Annotated in this window: 17 protein-coding genes; 8 read left to right on the top strand and 9 right to left on the bottom strand. The window is 60.3% G+C overall.

The features are described 5' to 3' along the window. Positions 1–72: 72 nt before the first annotated feature. Both BUB78_RS09265 and BUB78_RS09260 read left to right on the top strand, forming a co-directional pair. Positions 73–1,647, top strand: a complete 1,575-nt coding sequence (locus BUB78_RS09265) for a lysine--tRNA ligase (protein ID WP_073197359.1) — start codon at positions 73–75, stop codon at positions 1,645–1,647. Positions 1,648–1,771: 124 nt separating this feature from the next. Continuing rightward, positions 1,772–2,173, top strand: a complete 402-nt coding sequence (locus BUB78_RS09260; protein WP_073197357.1) for a c-type cytochrome — start codon at positions 1,772–1,774, stop codon at positions 2,171–2,173. 12 nt (positions 2,174–2,185) lie between these two features. On the opposite strand, the gene BUB78_RS09255 is transcribed toward BUB78_RS09260, so the two are convergent. The 8 genes from BUB78_RS09255 to BUB78_RS09220 all read right to left on the bottom strand — a co-directional run bounded on the left by BUB78_RS09255 (position 2,186) and on the right by BUB78_RS09220 (position 10,780). Continuing rightward, positions 2,186–3,037, bottom strand: a complete 852-nt coding sequence (locus BUB78_RS09255; protein WP_073197356.1) for an ABC transporter permease — start codon at positions 3,035–3,037, stop codon at positions 2,186–2,188. Positions 3,038–3,050: 13 nt separating this feature from the next. Further along, entirely contained in the window at positions 3,051–3,908 is an 858-nt protein-coding gene (locus BUB78_RS09250; protein WP_073197354.1) for an ABC transporter permease, read from the bottom strand. Beyond that, complete coding sequence (locus tag BUB78_RS09245; RefSeq protein ID WP_073197352.1) at positions 3,908–5,011, bottom strand: ABC transporter ATP-binding protein; 1,104 nt, start codon at positions 5,009–5,011, stop codon at positions 3,908–3,910. The genes BUB78_RS09250 and BUB78_RS09245 overlap by 1 nt, the downstream gene beginning before the upstream one ends. A 76-nt stretch (positions 5,012–5,087) precedes the next feature. Further along, positions 5,088–6,167, bottom strand: a complete 1,080-nt coding sequence (locus BUB78_RS09240; RefSeq protein ID WP_073197351.1) for an extracellular solute-binding protein — start codon at positions 6,165–6,167, stop codon at positions 5,088–5,090. A gap of 411 nt (positions 6,168–6,578) precedes the next feature. Further along, complete coding sequence (locus tag BUB78_RS09235; RefSeq protein ID WP_073197349.1) at positions 6,579–7,196, bottom strand: hypothetical protein; 618 nt, start codon at positions 7,194–7,196, stop codon at positions 6,579–6,581. Then, positions 7,193–9,148, bottom strand: a complete 1,956-nt coding sequence (gene parE, locus BUB78_RS09230) for a DNA topoisomerase IV subunit B (RefSeq protein ID WP_073197347.1) — start codon at positions 9,146–9,148, stop codon at positions 7,193–7,195. Before parE ends, BUB78_RS09235 begins: the two co-directional genes overlap by 4 nt. Beyond that, on the bottom strand, positions 9,145–10,017 hold the full coding sequence (locus tag BUB78_RS09225; RefSeq protein ID WP_245813427.1) for a glucokinase: 873 nt from the start codon (positions 10,015–10,017) through the stop codon (positions 9,145–9,147). The genes parE and BUB78_RS09225 overlap by 4 nt, the downstream gene beginning before the upstream one ends. Beyond that, complete coding sequence (locus BUB78_RS09220) at positions 10,007–10,780, bottom strand: aldolase/citrate lyase family protein (protein ID WP_073197344.1); 774 nt, start codon at positions 10,778–10,780, stop codon at positions 10,007–10,009. The genes BUB78_RS09225 and BUB78_RS09220 overlap by 11 nt, the downstream gene beginning before the upstream one ends. A 107-nt stretch (positions 10,781–10,887) precedes the next feature. Here BUB78_RS09220 and BUB78_RS09215 point away from each other — a divergent pair, with 107 nt between their 5' ends. Further along, positions 10,888–11,775: a DMT family transporter gene (locus BUB78_RS09215; protein ID WP_073197342.1), complete on the top strand. Its 888-nt coding sequence runs from the start codon at positions 10,888–10,890 to the stop codon at positions 11,773–11,775. Positions 11,776–11,785: 10 nt separating this feature from the next. On the opposite strand, the gene BUB78_RS09210 is transcribed toward BUB78_RS09215, so the two are convergent. Further along, positions 11,786–12,595: a division plane positioning ATPase MipZ gene (locus BUB78_RS09210; RefSeq protein WP_073197340.1), complete on the bottom strand. Its 810-nt coding sequence runs from the start codon at positions 12,593–12,595 to the stop codon at positions 11,786–11,788. A gap of 205 nt (positions 12,596–12,800) precedes the next feature. On the opposite strand from BUB78_RS09210, the gene BUB78_RS09205 reads away from it, so the two are divergent. The 5 genes from BUB78_RS09205 to BUB78_RS09185 all read left to right on the top strand — a co-directional run bounded on the left by BUB78_RS09205 (position 12,801) and on the right by BUB78_RS09185 (position 18,371). After that, a complete protein-coding gene (locus BUB78_RS09205; RefSeq protein ID WP_073197338.1) occupies positions 12,801–13,427 on the top strand; it encodes an acyl-homoserine-lactone synthase in 627 nt (208 codons plus the stop codon). A gap of 67 nt (positions 13,428–13,494) precedes the next feature. After that, entirely contained in the window at positions 13,495–15,018 is a 1,524-nt protein-coding gene (locus BUB78_RS09200) for an AAA family ATPase (protein ID WP_073197336.1), read from the top strand. Next, positions 15,015–15,749 (top strand): SDR family oxidoreductase, encoded by a 735-nt coding sequence (locus BUB78_RS09195; RefSeq protein ID WP_073197334.1) that lies wholly within the window; start codon positions 15,015–15,017, stop codon positions 15,747–15,749. The genes BUB78_RS09200 and BUB78_RS09195 overlap by 4 nt, the downstream gene beginning before the upstream one ends. Positions 15,750–15,908: 159 nt before the next feature. Beyond that, a complete protein-coding gene (gene ttcA, locus BUB78_RS09190; protein WP_073197332.1) occupies positions 15,909–16,805 on the top strand; it encodes a tRNA 2-thiocytidine(32) synthetase TtcA in 897 nt (298 codons plus the stop codon). Between the two features lie 42 nt (positions 16,806–16,847). Continuing rightward, on the top strand, positions 16,848–18,371 hold the full coding sequence (locus BUB78_RS09185; protein WP_073197513.1) for a putative bifunctional diguanylate cyclase/phosphodiesterase: 1,524 nt from the start codon (positions 16,848–16,850) through the stop codon (positions 18,369–18,371). Positions 18,372–18,440 lie beyond the last annotated feature (69 nt).

The raw sequence follows: 18,440 nt of genomic DNA, 5'->3' as shown, positions 1-18,440 counted from the left end.
TGCCCGCCCCGGCAATAGGTAGCGGTGATGCCTTGTCGGTGTTTCGGCAGGGCGAATCCTGGAGAATACCCGATGTCTGATCTGCGCGACGCTGCTATGAATTCGAAAGCCTGGCCTTTTGAAGAGGCGCGCCGCGTGCTCAAACGGTATGAAAAGGCGCCGCCGGAAAAGGGCTATGTGCTGTTCGAGACTGGCTATGGCCCGTCCGGCCTGCCGCATATCGGCACCTTTGGCGAGGTGGCGCGCACCACGATGATCAAGCGCGCCTTTGAGGTCATAAGCGATATCCCGACGCGGCTTGTCTGTTTTTCCGACGATCTTGACGGCATGCGCAAGGTGCCCGGCAATGTGCCCGACCCCGAGGCACTTGCCGAGCATCTGCAAAAGCCGCTGACAAGCGTACCCGATCCCTTTGGGACCCACGACAGTTTTGGCGCCCATAACAACGCCATGCTGCGCCGGTTCCTTGATACCTTCGGGTTTGAGTACGAGTTCATCTCGGCCACCGAATTCTACGGCTCTGGCCGCTTTGACGAGGTTCTGCTGCGCGCCGCGCGCGAGTATGACAAGGTCATGGCGATCATGCTCAAGTCGCTGCGCGAAGAGCGCCAGCAGACCTATTCGATCTTCCTGCCGATCCACCCCGAAACCGGTCGCGTGCTTTATGTGCCGATGAAAGAGGTGAACGCCGCCGAGGGCACCATCACCTTTGATGACGAAGACGGGCGCGAATGGACTCTTCCGCTGACCGGCGGCAACGTCAAACTGCAATGGAAGCCCGATTTCGGCGCGCGTTGGGCCGCGCTTGGTGTTGATTTCGAGATGTACGGCAAGGACCATTCCGCCAATACCCCGATCTATGACGGGATTTGCCGGGTGCTTGGTGGCCGCGCGCCCGAGCATTTCACCTACGAGCTGTTTTTGGATGAAAACGGTCAGAAGATTTCGAAAAGTTCGGGCAATGGCGTGTCGATCGACGAATGGCTGACCTATGCCGCCACCGAGAGCCTGTCGTATTTCATGTACCAAAAGCCCAAAACCGCCAAGCGGATGCATTTCGATGTGATCCCCAAGGCGGTCGACGAATATCACCAGCAATTGCGTGCCTACGCGACGCAGGATACGGCGGCGCGGCTCAACAACCCGGTCTGGCATATCCACGGCGGCGACGTGCCCGAAAGCCATATGGTGGTGTCGTTCTCGATGCTGCTCAATCTGGCCTCGGTTGCCTCGGCGCATGACAAAGAGGCGCTTTGGGGCTTTATCCGCCGCTATGCGCCCGATGCCAGCCCCGAAACCCACCCCGATCTGGATGCGGCGGCGGGCTATGCGGTCAAATATTACGAGGATTTCGTGGCGCCTGCGAAAACCTATCGCGCGCCGAATGACCTTGAGCGCGAGGCGCTGATTGATCTGCGCGATCAGCTGGCCGCCTATGACGGCCCGCTTGACGACGAAGCCCTGCAAAGCATCGTCTACGGTGTTGGTCGTGACCGGTTCGATCCGCTGCGCGACTGGTTCAAGACGCTCTACGAGGTGCTCTTGGGTGCAAGCCAGGGCCCGCGCTTTGGCGGCTTCATCGCGCTTTACGGGGTCAAGGAAACCGTCGCCCTGATCGACCGGGGCCTGGCAGGTGATCTGTCCTGAGCGAGGCGGCCTTTCATTGCGCCTGTTTCATCGCAGGGCTAGACTGCGGGTAACGCCCGTTTGCTTGCGCGAGATCAATGCGATGCGATGACAGGGCGGTTATTAAAATGGCAGGGAGAGCGTGATGAAATATCTGATCGGATTTGGATTGATTGCGGCGGTCGCCGCATGTGTGCAAAGCGCCTCAATGCCCGACGCCAGCGAGGGCGCCGCGATTTTCGCCGAGAACTGTGCGCAATGTCATGGCACAGGCGGCAAAGGCGACGGGCCTTGGGCCAAAGGCATGACCCCGCCGCCTGCCGATCTGACCCAACTGTCGCCCGGCGGAGAATTTCCGCGCGCGCATGTGCTCTCGGTCATTGACGGTTATGACCGCACCGGCCTTCCCGGTCAGGAGATGCCGGAATTCGGCCTGTTGCTTAAGGGCGAAACCGTGCCGGTGGATGTGGGTGACGGTGTGCTGACCCCGACCCCGCGCCCCTTGGCGGCATTGATGGCCTATTTGCAGAGCATTCAGCAGGGCTAGGGCGGCCGAGGTTCAGGATTTGCGCTGAAACGCGATCATCACCAGCGCAAGGCAGGACGAGCCGAGCATCAGCAACAGCGACACGGCATTGAGAAGCGGAGTAGAGCCTTCTTTCAGCCGGTCAAACATCGCGATGGTCAGCGGCGCGTCAGAGCCGACAAGCATCAAGGTCGTGTTGAAGTTCTCGAAACTCATCAGGAACGCCACCACAAACGCCCCGATCATCGCGGGCATGAGATAGGGCAGGGTGATCGTGCGAATGGCCGTCAGTCGATCCGCGCCAAGGTTCAACGCCGCCTCTTCCAGCGTACGGTCAAACTTTTGCAGCCGGGCGGCGATCACCAGCGTGGCAATCGTGGTGATAAAGGAAAACTGCCCCAGAACCACCAGAACAAGGCCGGGGCGCAGGGCGGTGATATCCCACTTCACGGCGTCCCATGCACCGTTCGCAACCGTGCTTGAGAACACCAGGATCGAGATGCCAAGGACAATGCCGGGAATGACCAGCGGCAAGAGCATCAGAACGTATAAAAGGCCACGCCCGCGAAACTGATACCGGTTGAAGAGAAACGCATTGGTCGTTCCCACCGCCAGCGACAGCGCCGAGACAGACAAGCCCACAAAGGCCGAGGTGGCAATCGCGCGCAGGATCGGGCGTTCGTGAAACGCACCGATCTGCGGGCGCGCATCGCCAAAGAACCAGTTCCAGGTAAACCCTTCCCAAGGCAGCGAGGGAAACTGGCTATCGTTGAAGGCAAACACCGCAACCACCGCCAGCGGCAGGCCGAGATAGACGAAAAACAGCACGATATACCCGGTATAGATAAGCCGGTAGGCGCGCGGTTGCGGCATCGAAGGTATCATCGCATCGCCCCCCTCAACCCATTGTCTTTTCAAGCGTCTGACCGGTCACGCGCAGCATGCCCCAGACAATCACCGACGACAGGATCAAAAGCATGAACCCAAACGCCGCGCCCAATTCCCAGTTAAAGCGCACGATGAATTGCGAATAGATCAGCTCGGTGAACCAGAGGCTATCCTTGCCGCCAAGCATGGTCGGCGTCAGGTAATTGCCGAGGCTAAGCATGAAAACCACGATCGACCCGGATACGATGCCCGGCGTGGCATGCGGGATAATGATCTCGCGCAGCACGCTTATGCCGCTGCCGCCAAGGTCATAGCCCGCCTCGATCACCGCGTCGTCAAGGCTTTCAAGCGTCGTGACAAGCGGCACGACCATGAACAGCATCGAGGTATAGACAAGCCCCACCATCATCGCCGCATCATTGTAAAGCATCTCGACCGGCCCCGAGGCGAGGCCAAGATATTGCAGCAAGGTCGAGATCAACCCGGTTTCGCGCAACAAGATCATCCATCCGAAGGTGCGCACAAGCTCCGACACCCAGAACGGCACGAGACAGAGCAGAAACAACGAAGATTGCACCCGCCCTTTGGCAATCTTGGCGATGTAGAAGGACACCGGAAAGGCGATCAAAAGGGTAATCACCGTGGCCAGCACCGACATCACCGCCGTGCGCATGAAGGTGCGCAGGTAAAGCGGCTCGCCAAAGAAGGTCAGGTAATTGGCCGGGCTGGTGGCATATTGCCCGACGCCGACCCTTTCGCGCAGTGACAGCAGTAGCATGTCGATATGCGGGATGATGATCAGCAGTGTCAGCCACAGCAAAAGCGGCGTCAGCAAGAGGATAAAGCCAAGGCGGGTCCCGGCCTGCATCACGCGGCCCCGCGCAGGGCAAAGCAGTTGCTCTGGTCCCCGGACCAACCGATATGCACCGCGTTGCCGCGTCCAACATCGGAAAACTCGCCCGATTGCGGCAGGGTCACTTCGATCTCGGGGCCGCCTTGCGTTGATTGCACAAGGATACGGCTGGCCGCGCCATTGAACAAAAGGCTGGTCACCTGACCGCTTAACCGGTTGTCAAAATGCGCAAGATCGGCGTCAGAGCGCGCAAGGCGGATCGCCTCGGGGCGCACGAATATCTCGGCGCGATCCCCGGTTGCGAGGGGCCGTTCATGGGCCGTGGCGCGCATCAAAAGCCCGCCATCGGTGCGCAGCGCAAGCGTGCCACCCTCAACCGTTTCAACCTTGCCGGCCCACCGATTACTGTCGCCGACAAACCCCGCGACAAAGGCGGTGTCGGGACGATAGTATAGCTCCTGCGCGGTGCCGATCTGTTCAAAGCGCCCGGCGTTCATCACCGCGATCTGATCGGACATCACAAGCGCCTCTGACTGATCGTGGGTGATATAGACAAAGGTCGTGTCAAACGCCGCCTGAAGCGCCTTGAGCTCGATCTTCATATGCTCGCGCAGCTTGAGATCAAGCGCGCCAAGCGGTTCATCCAGCAGCAACACATCGGGTTCAAGCACCATGCAGCGGGCAATCGCCACGCGCTGTTTCTGCCCACCCGAAAGCTCGTCAACCTTGCGGTTGGCAATATCCGGAAGGCCGATACGATCCAGAACCTCGCCGACCTTGCGGGTGATCTCTGTCTTGGCCATGCCCTTGCGGCGCAGGCCATAGCCGATGTTGTCGGCAATGTTCATCATCGGGAAAAGCGCAAGATGCTGGAACACCATGTTCACCGGCCGCTTGTTGGGCGGCACATCAAGCACCGATTTACCCTTGATCCGGATGTCGCCGCTGGTCGGGGGCAAAAACCCGGCAATCATCCGCATGATCGTGGTCTTGCCACAGCCCGACGGCCCGAGAATGGAAAAGAACGACCCCGGCGGCACCGAGAACGAGACGTCATCAACGGCAAGGCTTTGGTCGAACCGCTTGGTCAGGGCGCTGCATTCCAGATCGGGGGTCATGGCATTTCCGGGGGGATGAATCAAAAAGGAACGGCACCCGCGCGAAAACGGGTGCCGCAAAGGGATGGCGCGCGCCTTAGTTGGCGGCCTGCACCCGGTCAAGAACGCCACCTTCGATCACTTCAAGACCGGCGGGGACGGGCGGATACCACTTGATGTTATCCACCGCTTCGGGCGGAAAGCTTGCCTGATAGCGGGCTTTCAACTCGTCCGAGGCAAATTCATCCGCGCCTTTCGAGGCGGTGAAATTGCCGGCGACGGCGGTGATCTGCGCGGCGACTTCGGGGCGCATCACAAAGTTGATCCAGTCATAGGCGGCCTGATCCGCGCCACCCTTGGCCGGCAGAACAAAGGTATCGATCCAGCCAAGCGCCCCCGAGGCAGGCGCGACAAAGGTGATGTCGGGATTGTCGGCATTCAGCTTCCAGCCGCCGGTATCCCATGCCATCGAGGCCACCACTTCGCCAGAGCGCACGAGGTTCATCAACTCGTCACCGCCACCCCAATAGGTCTTCACATTGGGTTTGCAGTCCTTGAGCTTGGCCTCGACCTTTTCCATCACGGCGCTGTAGGCGGCCTCGTCGCCATAGGCGGCAAAGGGATCAAGCCCCATCGCAAAGGCAAACCCGATAAGCGTCGGGCGTTTGAGGCGATAGGAAACCTTGCCCGCCACATCGGCGTTGCAGAGGTCGGTGTAATCCTTGACGCCGGGCGCCTTGGCGGTGTCGACCACAAGGCCGCTGGTGCCCCAGACATGCGGCACGCCGTAAACCTCACCATCGACGGTGGTGTTGCCTTTGGTGGCGGCAAGCATCGAGGGGATGAATTGGCTCTCGTCGATTTTCGACAGGTCCATCGGCTTGTAGATGCCAAACTCGGCCTGCGGGCCGGCGATGCGGTCCTGGCTCGGCTGGGCAAGGTCAAAGCCGCCGCCGCCGGTGGCGCGCAGCTTGGCGATCATTTCCTCGTTGTTGGATTTGGTCACCTCGACGGTGTGGCCGGTTTCGGCCTCAAAGGCCGCGACCACGTCTTCGGGCGCATAGCCGCCCCATGTCAACAGGCGCAGCGTGTCGGCGCTGGCGGTTTGGGCAAGCCCTGCGATGGTCAAGGCCACCACGGAAGTGGCCAGTTTAAGACGGTTTGCGAGCAGTGTCATGACATCCCCTTTTGGTCAGATTGATTCCGGTTTTCGTATTTCGGCATAGCTTGCGGTTTATTTTCCGATTGGTCAAATTTAATGTTCGGCGTGCGCGCGACAATGTTCGTTTATGTGCGCACCCGCAGAGCCTCGCGCAGGGACTACCCGCCTTTGATGAGGGTTTTGTGACAGCCTATTCCACAAGGCGGATGCCCCACGCCACGCGCACCAGAGGGCCGCGGTCTGGCGATGCAACGACAGTGAATGCCGCTTTATCCCTGCAAAACCTGTGAGCCCTCTCGACGGAGCGCAAGCCCTCAATATCGCCAGGCCGTCCGGGCGGCCCGGCGATCGCGCGGCACCTCCGGTGCTATTCGCGCGGGGTATTGCAGGTGAAGCGAGTTGGGTGTGATAATGCCAGAGCGGAAATCAAAGACCAACGAAATAGGAAAACGCTGCTGTAACTAGCGCAACTATGACACCCACCGCAATCTGCTCTTTATGGCGTCCCCAGAAACCATTCGTTGAGCTATAAAGTTTTACCCTAGTCCAGTGAAACATATAAAGCATTGACACAGCAACGGCTGACAGGAGATTTAAACAAACTTGCGCAATGTCCGTTAAATTAGCTCCAAAGAATTTTGTTGAGCTTTCAAAATCAAAATAATCAAAGAGCCACAGAAGCCCAAATGGGATGAAGAACATACCCACCAACAAGGTAATTACTGGACGTTTAGATAGCAGCGGAACGTAGGCCTCCAATTCCTTTGATAACGCTTTCTGTCGATGTGATGAGCTCGATTTGCCGGAAATAGAAACCTCGAAAGGATCAAAGCTGATGGTTGTTCCGTCGCATTCAACCCTAAACGGAATAACAATTGCGGATTTGTTAAACTTTATCTCTTCAAGGGATTCATAAATTGTGTCGCCACATTCCAATGTGATTGACGTTTCTCCTGTTGAATCGAGAATACTAACAAGTCGATCAATTTCAATTTTAACATTACTTATTCGAAAATATTCGAATGTATCGACTTTCTGAATCATACATCCAGCTCCACCACAAACCGTGCATTTTCCTGGATATACTGGAACCGCAATTCCGGCTTTTTCCCCATCAGACGCTCGACAAGGTCGCCGGTTTCGCCCGGTTCGTCCTCGTCTATCGTCACCCGGATAAGCTTGCGTGACCTCGGGTCCATCGTGGTTTCCTTGAGGTCCTTCGCGTCCATCTCGCCCAGACCCTTGAACCGGCTGACGTCGATCTTGCCCTTGCCGCCAAGGCCCTTTTCCAGCCACTCGTCGCGCTCTGCCTCGTCAATGCAATAGACCCGCTTGGCCCCCTGCGTCAGCCGGAACAGCGGCGGGCAGGCAAGATAGAGGTGGCCCGCGTCGATCATTGGGCGCATCTGGGTAAAGAAAAACGTCATCAAAAGCGCCGCGATATGGGCGCCGTCGACGTCGGCGTCGGTCATGATGATGATCTTGTCATAGCGCAAATCGTCAAGGTTGAACTTGCTGCCAAGACCGACGCCAAGCGCCTGTGTCAGGTCGGAAATCTCGGCATTGGTGCCAAGCTTGGAACTGGCCGCGCCAAGCACGTTGAGGATCTTGCCCCTGAGCGGCAGAAGCGCCTGATTGACCCGGTTGCGCGCCATCTTGGCAGAGCCGCCCGCGCTATCGCCCTCGACGATGAACAATTCGGTGCCGTCGCGGGTGTTGGACGAGCAATCAGTGAGCTTGCCCGGCAGCCGCAGCTTTTTGGTGGCGGTCTTGCGTTGGGTTTCTTTTTCCTGACGGCGACGAAGCCGTTCTTCGGCGCGCAGCACCAGAAAATCAAGGATCGCCCCCGCCGATTTGGTATCGGCCGCAAGCCAGTTGTCAAAGTGATCGCGCACCGCGCCCTCGACCATGCGGGCGGCGTCGGTGGTGGCAAGCCGGTCCTTGGTCTGGCCGACAAATTCCGGCTCGCGGATAAAACACGACACAAGCGCACAGCCCCCGGTGGCAAGGTCTTCGCGGGTGATCTGCGCCGCCTTGCGGTTGTTGGCCAGTTCGCCATAGGCCTTGATGCCCTTGAGGATCGCCGCCCAGAACCCGGCCTCGTGGGTGCCACCCTCGGGGGTGGGCACGGTGTTACAGTAGGACTGAATGAAGCCATCGCGCGAGGGGGTCCAGTTGATCGCCCATTCGACCTTGCCGGGGACGTTGTACTTGTCCTTGAAATCAACCGTGCCGGCAAAGGGGCGCTCGGCATAGGTGGTGGCCCCGTTCAGGGTTTCGCCAAGGTAATCGGCAAGCCCGCCGGGAAACTTGAACACCGCCTCTTGCGGGGTCTCGCCATCGGCAATCGCCGATTTCCAGCGAATTTCGACACCGGAAAACAGATAGGCCTTGGACCGCGACATCTTGAAAAGCCGCGCCGGTTTGAGCTTGAGAGAGCCAAAGATTTCCGGGTCCGGGTGGAACGTCACAGAGGTGCCGCGCCGGTTTGGTGCCGCGCCGATCTTGGCCAGAGGCGCCTGCGGGATGCCGCGCGAAAACTCCATCATGTAAAGCTCGCGATTGCGCGCCACCTCGACCCGAAGATGATCCGACAGGGCATTCACCACCGAAGAGCCAACCCCGTGCAGACCGCCCGAGGTTTCATAGCTGTCGCCGGAAAACTTGCCACCCGCGTTCAGAGTGCAAAAGATGATCTCAAGCGCGGTCTTGCTGGGGTCCTTGGGATGCGGATCAATCGGAATGCCGCGGCCATTATCGCGCACGGTGACATGGCCGTTTTCATGCAGTTCGACCTCGATCCAGGTGGCATGGCCGGCGACCGCCTCATCCATCGAGTTGTCGATGATTTCGGCCACCATATGATGCAGCGCGCGATCATCCTTGCCGCCGATATACATGCCGGGGCGCAGGCGCACATGCTCCATATCCTCGAGTACCTGGATCGAGGAGGCATCATAATCGGATGTGGTGGCGGAGGAGAGAAGATCGTTCATGCCGCTGCTCTTTTTTTGTTGGTTGGGGGCATTATGGCAGAGCCGGGACCGCTGTGGAAGTGGGCCAATGGCGAAGATGTCCTAGCTTTTGCGCTGCCGCCGATCAGGTAAATCCCACCCATCGGCAGGTGACTGAGCGCCAGATCGCCAAGCACCGTTCCCAACAGCCGCGCAAAGGCCGTGAGGCTGGCGCAGGCCCCGGCATCGCCTGCCCGATGCGCCGCGATGATCTCTTTCGGGGTGAGGGTGTCACCGCTAAAATGGGCATGCAGGCGGGTAAGGCCCGGCCCGGAAAGCAGCGCCTCAACGGGGCGGTGTGCGTCCTTGCCTGCAAGCCCGGCGATCAGGGCGCCGATGGCGCCGTCACACTGCGGAAGGCTGCTGTGACCGGCCTCGGCGGGGGGTATGAGCAGGCCTTGGGGCGTGCGATGCACCACGGCGATATTGCTGCCGGTGCCAAGACCCATGACCATGCGCGCGCTATCTGGTGGCGGCGTGGTCCCGTCGATCAGCGGCGTGATATCTGCCGGGTCCAGATCATCCAGCGCATAACCCTGCGCCGCCAGATCGTTGATCAGGTGAATATCCCGCGCGCCGGTCACGTTTACCAGCTCGGCGCTGTCGATGAACCAGTCAAGATTGGTCAGCTGCGCCGTGCCGCGCCGCACCGGCCCCGCAACCCCGGCACAGAGTGCGCTTGGCGGGGTCGGGTGGCGGTTCAGGTAGTGATCAAGGATATCGCAGAGCCCCGAAAAATCGGCATTGCGAAAGCTGTCCGTGCTGTCCCGGTCAAGCCGCCCGTCGCGCGCAAGGCCGACACGGGTGGTGGTGCCGCCGACATCGGCCAAAAGCCAGAGGTCAGCCATCATCGCGCCATTTCGCCATTGTTGCGCGCGCAGTTTGCGCAAGCATCACGACGTCGATCCCGACCGCCAGAAACTGTGCGCCGCAACCGGCATATTTCTGTGCCGTGGCATGATCGAGCGCAAGGATACCAGCAGCCTTGTCCGAGGCCGCAATCCGGCTGAGTGCGTCCTTGATGATGCGCGCCACCGGCGGCGCGCTGCTGTCGCCCAAATGGCCCATGTCGGCGGCAAGGTCGGAGGGGCCGATAAAGACGCCGTCAACGCCTTCGACCTCTAGAATCTCGTCCAGAGCGGCGATGCCGTCAACGGTTTCGACCTGCACCAAAAGGCACATCTGCGCGTTGGCGGTGGCGATGTAATCGGGAATTGTCGAGAAATGCGAGGCCCGGGCAAGCGCCGCGCCAGAGCCACGAATGCCCTCCGGTGGATAGCGCATGGCGCGCACCAGGGCGCGGGCCTGATCGGCGCTTTCGACCATCGGGATCAGCAGGGTCTGCGCGCCCGCATCAAGCACCTGTTTGATCGCCCAATCCTCGCCCATCGGCAGGCGCACAACAGGGTGGCTGTGCTTGCCCGACAGCACGGCGAGCTGAGCGCTGATGCTGCGCAGATCGTTCGGCGCATGCTCGCCGTCGATCACAAGCCAGTCGAACCCGGCAGTGGCCAGCACCTCGGTCGCGTAAGGATCGCCAAAGCCCGCCCAACATCCATAGAGCATCTCGCCGTTTGCGAGGTCGGCCTTGAAGGGATTTTTGGGGGCGGGCATGGGGCGGCTCCTTTGCTGAGGCCTCGCCAGCATAAACCGGGTTGCCCCGGCTTGGCGAGGGGGCGGCAGGGTTTACTTTGGCAGAAATTGCCGCCACTCATTGGGCCATGAATGAGCATCTCAAAGGCCTCTTGATCACCGCGCTTGGCGTTCTTTTCGTCGTGCCGGATTCGCTTTTCGTGCGGTTGATCGCGGCGGATGCGCCGACGATCTCTTTCTGGCGCGGGGTGACGGCGGGCACGGTGATCCTGATCGGGGTTCTGGCGCTTGAGGGCACGCGCGGCTTTGCGAGTGTTGCACGCACCGGCGTTCCGGGGCTGATCTATACCGTTCTTATCGCGGCCACCGCGCCCGGGTTTGTGCTTGCGGTGAGCTGGACCAGCGTTGCCAATGTGGTCTTCATCATCGCTTCGATGCCGGTTTTCGCCGCCGTGTTCAGCCGGGTGTTCCTGGGCGAGCCGATCAGCCGACGGATGGTGTTCACGATGATGGGGGTCTTTGTGGGCCTTGGCATCATCGCCTGGGGATCGGGCGAGACCAAGGGCGCGAGCTGGCAGGGGGATCTGGTGGCGCTGGCAGTCTCGGCGAGCTTTGCCGCCGCGATGACCGCCGCGCGACAGGTGCGCGCCACCTCGATGATCCCGGCCATTCCGCTGGCCTTTCTGGGCGCGTCGCTTGTGATGTGGCCGATGGCCACGCCGGGGCCGGTGTTTGCAAACCAATGGCCCCTGATATTGGCGCATGGCGCGTTCATCAGCGTCTCGACCTGTCTTTTGACCCTCGGCCCGCGTTACATAAGCTCGGCCGAGGTGGCGCTTCTGATCCTGCTGGAATCGGTGCTTGCGCCGCTTTTGGTCTGGTGGGTAGTGGGCGAAGACCCCGGCCCCTGGGCGATCACCGGCGGGGTGGTGGTGATCGGCGTGCTGTTCGTGTCGAATCTGATCCTTCTGCGCTCTCGCAAACGCGCAAGACTCGCAGTTCAGCCGCGCATCTAGGCCGGGTCGATCAGAACGTGACCTCGACCCCCGGCAGCTTCAGCGCCTTGATCAGGTCGCGCAATTCCTGGCGCGCGGCGATGTTCGAGATGTTAAGCCCCTTTACCCCGATATCCTTGAGGTCAAGCAGGGTAAGGCCGCGCGGAAACAGCTCGCGGAAGATGACCCGCTCGTTGAAGCCCGGCGCCACGCGAAAGCCGATGCGCTTGGCCAGATTATCAATCGCCTCGCCCATCTTTTTCTTGTTCACCATCTGTTGCGCGCCCATGCGATTGCGCACCACGATCCAGTCGATGGCCTTGAGCCCCGCCTGCGCGCGCAATTGCCGGGCATTCCAGACCATTTCGGAATAAACCGAAGGGCCGAGGATTTTCTTGCCGTCGCTGTCGATATGGGCCAGCAGGTCGAAATCAATAAAGCTGTCGTTGAGCGGTGTGATCAGGGTGTCGGCAAGGCTATGGGCGACCTGGCTTAGCCGGGTATGCGAACCGGGGCAGTCGATGATGATGAAATCGCTGTCGGTTTCAAGCTCGGCCACGGCGGCCGAAAGGCGGCGATCATAGACGTTTTCGCCGGGCTTGAGCTGATCCTGATCCACCTCGGGCAGGTCGTGATAGCGCGGGCTCGGCAGGTCGAGCCCGGATTTTTCGATAAACTTGGCGCGGTTCTCGGAATAGCGGCCAAAGGTCTTTTGGCGCAGGTCAAGATCAAGCGCACTGACCTTGTGGCCCATGCGCGCAAGCGCGGATGCCACATGCATCGACACCGTTGATTTGCCCGCGCCGCCTTTTTCGTTTCCGACGACAATAATATGCGCCATGTGCCGCTTCCCCTGATGTCGGGGGTGCTGCCCAAAAGGCACCCCCCGGTATTTTTGCCAGACAGTATCTGTTGGTCCTGCAATAGGGAAGGCCCCGGCGCGAGGTCAAGGCCCTTTAAGAGCCAGGGTGTTGCACCGCACGCAGGGGCAATCGGCCCTTAAGAATTGCGCGCTAGCCCTATTGCAGACAAACGAGGGGGCTTTCATGCTGCGTTATATTTTTGCGAAGGATCTGGATCAGTACCCACGCCTGCGCGACACGATGTTTCGCGACCGCGCGGATCAGTTCAGGGAACGCCTTGGCTGGGATGTCTCGGTGACCCCCTCGGGCGAAGAGCGTGACGAATACGATGCGTTGAACCCTCTTTATGTGATCTGGCAGGGGACGGATGGGCGCCATGGCGGATCAATGCGGCTTTTGCCCACGACTGGCCGGGTGATGGTGAACGAGTATTTCGGCCATTTGACCGGGGGCAAAAAGATCTCGGACCCTGAGATTTGGGAATGCACCCGCTTTTGCCTTGCGCGCGGCGCGGCGCCGTATGTGGCCGGCGCGCTCATGCTGGCGGGCGGCGAGGTGATGCGCGGCTTTGGCATCAAGCAATACGTCGGCGTGTTCGATGCGCGGATGGTGCGGATTTACCGGATGATTGGCGCATCCCCGACGATTGTCGGCTCAATGGGCGAAGGGCGGGATCAGATCAGCGTTGGCCTCTGGAGCTTTCGCGATGACTCGCGGTTGCGAGTGGCTCAGCGGGCGGGCCTCTCGCCCGAGGTATCGGAGCTTTGGTTCCGGCGCGCGGTCGGCGCGACGCCGGCGCTGTCCGCCTGAGGCAAAGCGCGCCCTAAATCTGCGTCTTTCGCTGGTGCCGGGCGGGGCGTGACGCTAGGGTCGCGCCATGACAAATCAGGCGCTTACATACTCTCCCGATCAGGCCGAAGCGCATGACCGCATTTCCCAGATGCTGCGCGGCGCAGGTGTCGATCTTGACGACTCGATGCTGACCCCGCTGCAAGAGGGAAAACAGGCCGTGATGGCCGTTGTGGGCAAGGCCGGATCGGGCAAGACCCTGCTTCTCGCGGCGCTTTATCACGCGCTCGAAGAGGCGGGTGTTGATATTGTTTCGGGCGATTACGAGGGGCGCAAGCGCCCGGATCGGCGCACCCTTGCCATTCTTGCCCCGACCAACAAGGCGGCCAGCGTTCTGCGCCTGCGCGGGGTGCCGGCCACCACCATTCACCGCATTCTTTATACCCCGGTCTATCACCCCGAATATGAAAAGATCGCCGAGTGGCTGGCGGGGCAGGGCGAGCGCCCCGAGATCGAAGGGCTGACCGATCTGGCGCTTGACCGCGCCTTGGCGTTTTATCAGGGGCAGAAATCCATTCCCGGCGCCCTTGCTGCGGCTGGCTTGCGCGGCTCGGATTTCATTACCGGCTGGAAGCGGCGCGAAGACCCTCTGGATATTGGCTTTGTCGATGAGGCAAGCATGCTTGACCAAAAGCAGCTTGACGATCTCAAGGATATTTTCCCGACGCTTTTGCTGTTTGGCGATCCGGCACAGCTTGCCCCGGTGAAATCCGAGGGCGGGATGGTGTTTGAAAAACTGCCTGCGCCCGCGCGCCTCGAGTTGAGCCGTGTTCATCGTCAGGATGCGGATAATCCTATCCTTGATCTGGCGCATGCGCTTGCCGACCCGGCCCTTGAATTTTACGATTTCGAGAGGATGATCGAACAGGCCGCCGCGCGTGACGAACGCGTGCAATGGGCACAGCGTGTCGAGGTCGATCTTATGGCCCGGAGCCCGGTTCTTGTCTGGCGCAATGCCACCCGCATCCGCCTTATCAATGCATTCCGCGCCGTTCATGGCGCCCCCGAGACCGAGCTTTTGCCCGGCGAGCCGCTGATTTGCGACGGCATCGAATTGCCCCTCAAACACCGCAAGAAACGCCTCGATCTTGAGGCGCGCGGTCTCATCAAGGGCGCGCAGGTTGTCTATCTCGGGCCAGGTCGGCGCACGGGGTTTTCGCGCCTGCATGTAGTCGGCGCCGAAGACCCGCAGGTCAGCGCCGCCAGCATCATCAAGATCGAAAAGCCCGACGAGGAAGAGCCCTTTATCCCCTTTGCCGCCAATATGGGGGCGACCTTTTTGCATGGGGCGGCGGTGACCATCCACAAGGCCCAGGGCAGCCAGTGGCGCGATGTTCAGGTGTTTTCCCCCGATATCTATGCCGCCGCGCGCATGGGCCGGTCCGAGGCCGGTCAGCCACTTTGGAAGCGCCTTGCCTATGTGGCGATCACCCGCGCCGAAGAGCGGCTTCATTGGGTGGTGCGCAATCGTTTGTCAAAACCGAGTGTTCCCCTGGGCGTGGACGATCTTAAAACTGCACCTGTGCCGCTGAAACTGGAGGAAGAAGAATGAAATCCATCGTGATCACCGGGGCAAGCTCGGGTATTGGCCGGGCCACGGCAGAGGTGTTTCTTGACGCGGGATGGCAGGTCGGCCTTATCGCGCGCCGCGCCGACGTGCTTGAAGACATCGCTGACCGCCATGAAAACGCCACCGCCCTGCCATGCGACGTGACCGATCCGGGCGCTATGCAGACCGCCTTTGACGGCTTTACCGCCAAGGCGGGCCGGCTTGATGCGCTGTTCAACAATGCCGGCATGTTCGGCCCTTCTGCGCCGATTGACGAGGTCGATGTCGACGCCTTTGACCAGGTGATCAACGTCAACGTCCGGGGCATGTTCATCGCCGCGCGGCTGGCATTCGCACAGATGCGCCACCAGGACCCACAGGGTGGGCGGATTATCAACAACGGCTCGCTCTCGGCGCATAATCCGCGCCCCGGTTCGATCTGTTACACCACCAGCAAACACGCGATCACCGGCATGACCAAGAGCCTCTCTCTTGACGGGCGCGCCTTTGATATCGCCTGTGGTCAGATCGACATCGGCAATGCCCGGACCGAATTGGTCGATGACCTGAATGCGCGCATTCTGGCGGAAAACCCCGAGGCGACCTTGATGCCGATGATGGATGTCAATGAGGCCGCGCGTTCGGTCCTGCACATGGCGCAGATGCCGCCCGAGGCCAACGTCCAGTTCATGACCGTGATGGCGACCAAGATGCCCTATATCGGGCGGGGGTGACGGACAGCAGCAATGCCCACCAAGGCCGAGAGCGCCTTTGTGCCGGTGGGATTTGCTCACCTGACCCGGTCGCCGGCCCCGCACTGGGCCAGAGCGGGTACTGTCTGGCATGCCGCAACACCTCTTGCCCGGCGCAGGCAAAGCCTCTAAAGCCTCGCTATGCTTGATGATCATGACGATATTCACCCCCTTTTTTCCGGCGCTCCGTCTAGCACCGAGTTCAAAAAGCTGCGCAAGCGCATTGTCCGTCAGACCCGCGAGGCGATCGAGCAATATGGCATGATCGAGCCCGGCGCGCGTCAGGCCGACGGCGGGCAAACACCGAAGTGGCTGGTCTGCCTGTCGGGCGGCAAGGACAGCTATACCTTGTTGGCGGTGCTCTACGAGCTGAAATGGCGCGGTCTTTTGCCGGTCGATCTTTTGGCCTGCAACCTTGATCAGGGCCAGCCCGGCTTTCCCGCGACAGTTCTGCCAGCGTTCCTTGAGGCGCGCGGCGTGCCCCACCGGATCGAGTATCAGGACACCTATTCCATCGTCATGGACAAGATTCCCGCCGGGCGCACATTCTGCGCGCTGTGTTCACGGTTGCGGCGCGGAAATCTTTACCGCATTGCCCGCGAAGAAGGCTGTTCGGCGGTGGTTCTTGGCCATCACCGCGACGATATTCTTGAAACCTTCTTCATGAACCTCTTTCACGGCGGGCGCTTGGCGACGATGCCGCCCAAGCTGGTCAATGAAGAGGGCGACCTGTTCCTCTATCGCCCGCTCGCGCATGTGGCCGAAGCCGATTGCGACCGCTTTGCCCGCGCGATGAACTATCCGATCATCCCCTGCGATCTCTGCGGAAGCCAGGACGGCCTTCAACGCCAGCAGGTCAAGCAGATCCTTGACGGATGGGAGGCCAATTCACCCGGTCGCCGCCAGGTAATGTTCCGCGCGCTGATGAATGCGCGCCCCTCGCATCTTCTTGATCCGAAGCTGTTTGATTTTGCAGGACTCGAGACCAACTCGATAAAACTTGACGCAAATCCCGAGGCGATGCCCAAACTTCATTAACCGATGCACGCTAACCTGATCTGCAAAAGCTCAGGATCCGCGATGCACATCTATCTCAAGTCCCTGTTTCACAACGCAAGACTCGCGTTTTCGCAGGCCTCTCGCGGGCCGCAATCGGTGGCCTTTTTATCCGCCTCTGTCTTGGCCGCCTATTGGCTTGGGGCGGCGGCGATTGTTTTGGCTATACCCCTGATACTATTGGTATTTTACCCCAGACATCGCACGGTCGGCGAGACAATTGAGCTTCAGGTGCCAGATAGCGGCGACACCAACCTGATGCGAAACGAGCTTGACCGTGTTCTGGCGCGGGCGCGCAAGAAATCGCTTCAATCGGCATGCATGGCCATTCAGATAGACGACTTTGATATGCTGCTGAACCGCTATGGCCGCGCCACAGCCGATATGATCACCACCCGCTGTCTTGACCGGCTGGCCCGCGCGCTGCGCAGCTCTGATCAGCTGTTCAACCTGGCAAACGGCCAGATCGGCATTCTGCTTGCCCCGGTGCGCCAGTTCGGGCTTGAACCCGCCCTGGAACTGGCCGAGCGTCTGCAATCCACGGTCGAAGAGCCGATTTCGATCAGCACCACGACCGCCTATATTTCGGTCTCCATCGGTCTTTGCCTTGACGGGCACGCCCCAAACAGCAGCGGCAAATCGATGTTTGATGCCACCATCACGGCCCTGAAAGACGCCTCGCGCCACGGCCCGTCAAAGGTGCGTGCCTACAGCCGGGGCATGCGCGGCACCGCGCCCCACCGGATTGCCGATGAATTGGAAAAAGCCCTTGAAAGCGGCCAGTTCGTAAGCTGGTTTCAGCCTCAGATTTCCACCGACACCGGCCAGATCAGCGGCTTTGAGGCACTGGCGCGTTGGGTTCATCCGCGGGCTGGCCTGATGCTGCCGGCGGAATTCCTCCCGGTGCTTGCCTCTACCGGGCGGCTGGAACAACTTGGCGATGCGATGTTGCGCAATGCCCTCAAGGCGATCCAGACCTGGGACAACATCGGCTTTGACATTCCCCATGTCGGCGTGAATTTTTCGCCCGACGAGCTTCGCAATCCGCGTCTGGCCGAGAAGGTCGAATGGGAACTTGACCGCTGCAACGTTGCGCCAAAGCGTCTGACCGTAGAGATTCTGGAAACTGTTGTGGCCACATCGCCGGATGACACGGTTGCGCGCAATATAAATGCCCTGGCCGAAATGGGATGCTTGATCGACCTTGATGATTTCGGCACCGGTCATGCGTCAATCTCGTCAGTGCGCCGGTTTCCGGTGCACCGCCTCAAGATCGACCGGTCGTTCGTGATGAAGGTCGACCGCGACGTCGAACAACAGCGCATGATTTCGGCGATCCTCTCGATGGCAGAGCGTTTGGGGCTGGAAACGCTGGCCGAAGGTGTCGAGAGCGCGGGCGAACACACGATTCTGGCGCAGCTTGGTTGTGGCCACGTCCAGGGCTATGGCATTGCCCGCCCGATGCCGCTTGATGAAACCGCCGATTGGATCGCCACCCATCAGGCCAAAGTTCACGCGCCGCCGGTTATTGGCCGCATCACCGGCTAAAGCCTGCGATGAATCCCCGCGCATTCGGCCCAAAACCCGGAATCCGCTTGACCTTTTGATCCGCACTCT

Source organism: Roseovarius marisflavi, from assembly GCF_900142625.1.
Classification (GTDB): Bacteria; Pseudomonadota; Alphaproteobacteria; order Rhodobacterales; family Rhodobacteraceae; genus Roseovarius; species Roseovarius marisflavi.
This window is presented reverse-complemented; position numbering and strand designations above follow the sequence as displayed.

Bases quoted from the DNA above. Each gene is read 5' to 3' on its own strand.
- BUB78_RS09260 (WP_073197357.1), top strand. From the start codon at position 1,772: ATGAAATATCTGATCGGATTTGGATTGATTGCGGCGGTCGCCGCATGT.
- BUB78_RS09250 (WP_073197354.1), bottom strand. From the start codon at position 3,908: ATGCAGGCCGGGACCCGCCTTGGCTTTATCCTCTTGCTGACGCCGCTT.
- ttcA (WP_073197332.1), top strand. From the start codon at position 15,909: ATGCTTGATGATCATGACGATATTCACCCCCTTTTTTCCGGCGCTCCG.
- BUB78_RS09205 (WP_073197338.1), top strand. From the start codon at position 12,801: ATGCTGCGTTATATTTTTGCGAAGGATCTGGATCAGTACCCACGCCTG.
- BUB78_RS09255 (WP_073197356.1), bottom strand. From the start codon at position 3,037: ATGATACCTTCGATGCCGCAACCGCGCGCCTACCGGCTTATCTATACC.
- BUB78_RS09220 (WP_073197344.1), bottom strand. From the start codon at position 10,780: ATGCCCGCCCCCAAAAATCCCTTCAAGGCCGACCTCGCAAACGGCGAG.
- BUB78_RS09225 (WP_245813427.1), bottom strand. From the start codon at position 10,017: ATGATGGCTGACCTCTGGCTTTTGGCCGATGTCGGCGGCACCACCACC.
- BUB78_RS09215 (WP_073197342.1), top strand. From the start codon at position 10,888: ATGAATGAGCATCTCAAAGGCCTCTTGATCACCGCGCTTGGCGTTCTT.
- parE (WP_073197347.1), bottom strand. From the start codon at position 9,148: ATGAACGATCTTCTCTCCTCCGCCACCACATCCGATTATGATGCCTCC.
- BUB78_RS09235 (WP_073197349.1), bottom strand. From the start codon at position 7,196: ATGATTCAGAAAGTCGATACATTCGAATATTTTCGAATAAGTAATGTT.
- BUB78_RS09185 (WP_073197513.1), top strand. From the start codon at position 16,848: ATGCACATCTATCTCAAGTCCCTGTTTCACAACGCAAGACTCGCGTTT.
- BUB78_RS09195 (WP_073197334.1), top strand. From the start codon at position 15,015: ATGAAATCCATCGTGATCACCGGGGCAAGCTCGGGTATTGGCCGGGCC.
- BUB78_RS09200 (WP_073197336.1), top strand. From the start codon at position 13,495: ATGACAAATCAGGCGCTTACATACTCTCCCGATCAGGCCGAAGCGCAT.
- BUB78_RS09210 (WP_073197340.1), bottom strand. From the start codon at position 12,595: ATGGCGCATATTATTGTCGTCGGAAACGAAAAAGGCGGCGCGGGCAAA.
- BUB78_RS09240 (WP_073197351.1), bottom strand. From the start codon at position 6,167: ATGACACTGCTCGCAAACCGTCTTAAACTGGCCACTTCCGTGGTGGCC.
- BUB78_RS09265 (WP_073197359.1), top strand. From the start codon at position 73: ATGTCTGATCTGCGCGACGCTGCTATGAATTCGAAAGCCTGGCCTTTT.
- BUB78_RS09245 (WP_073197352.1), bottom strand. From the start codon at position 5,011: ATGACCCCCGATCTGGAATGCAGCGCCCTGACCAAGCGGTTCGACCAA.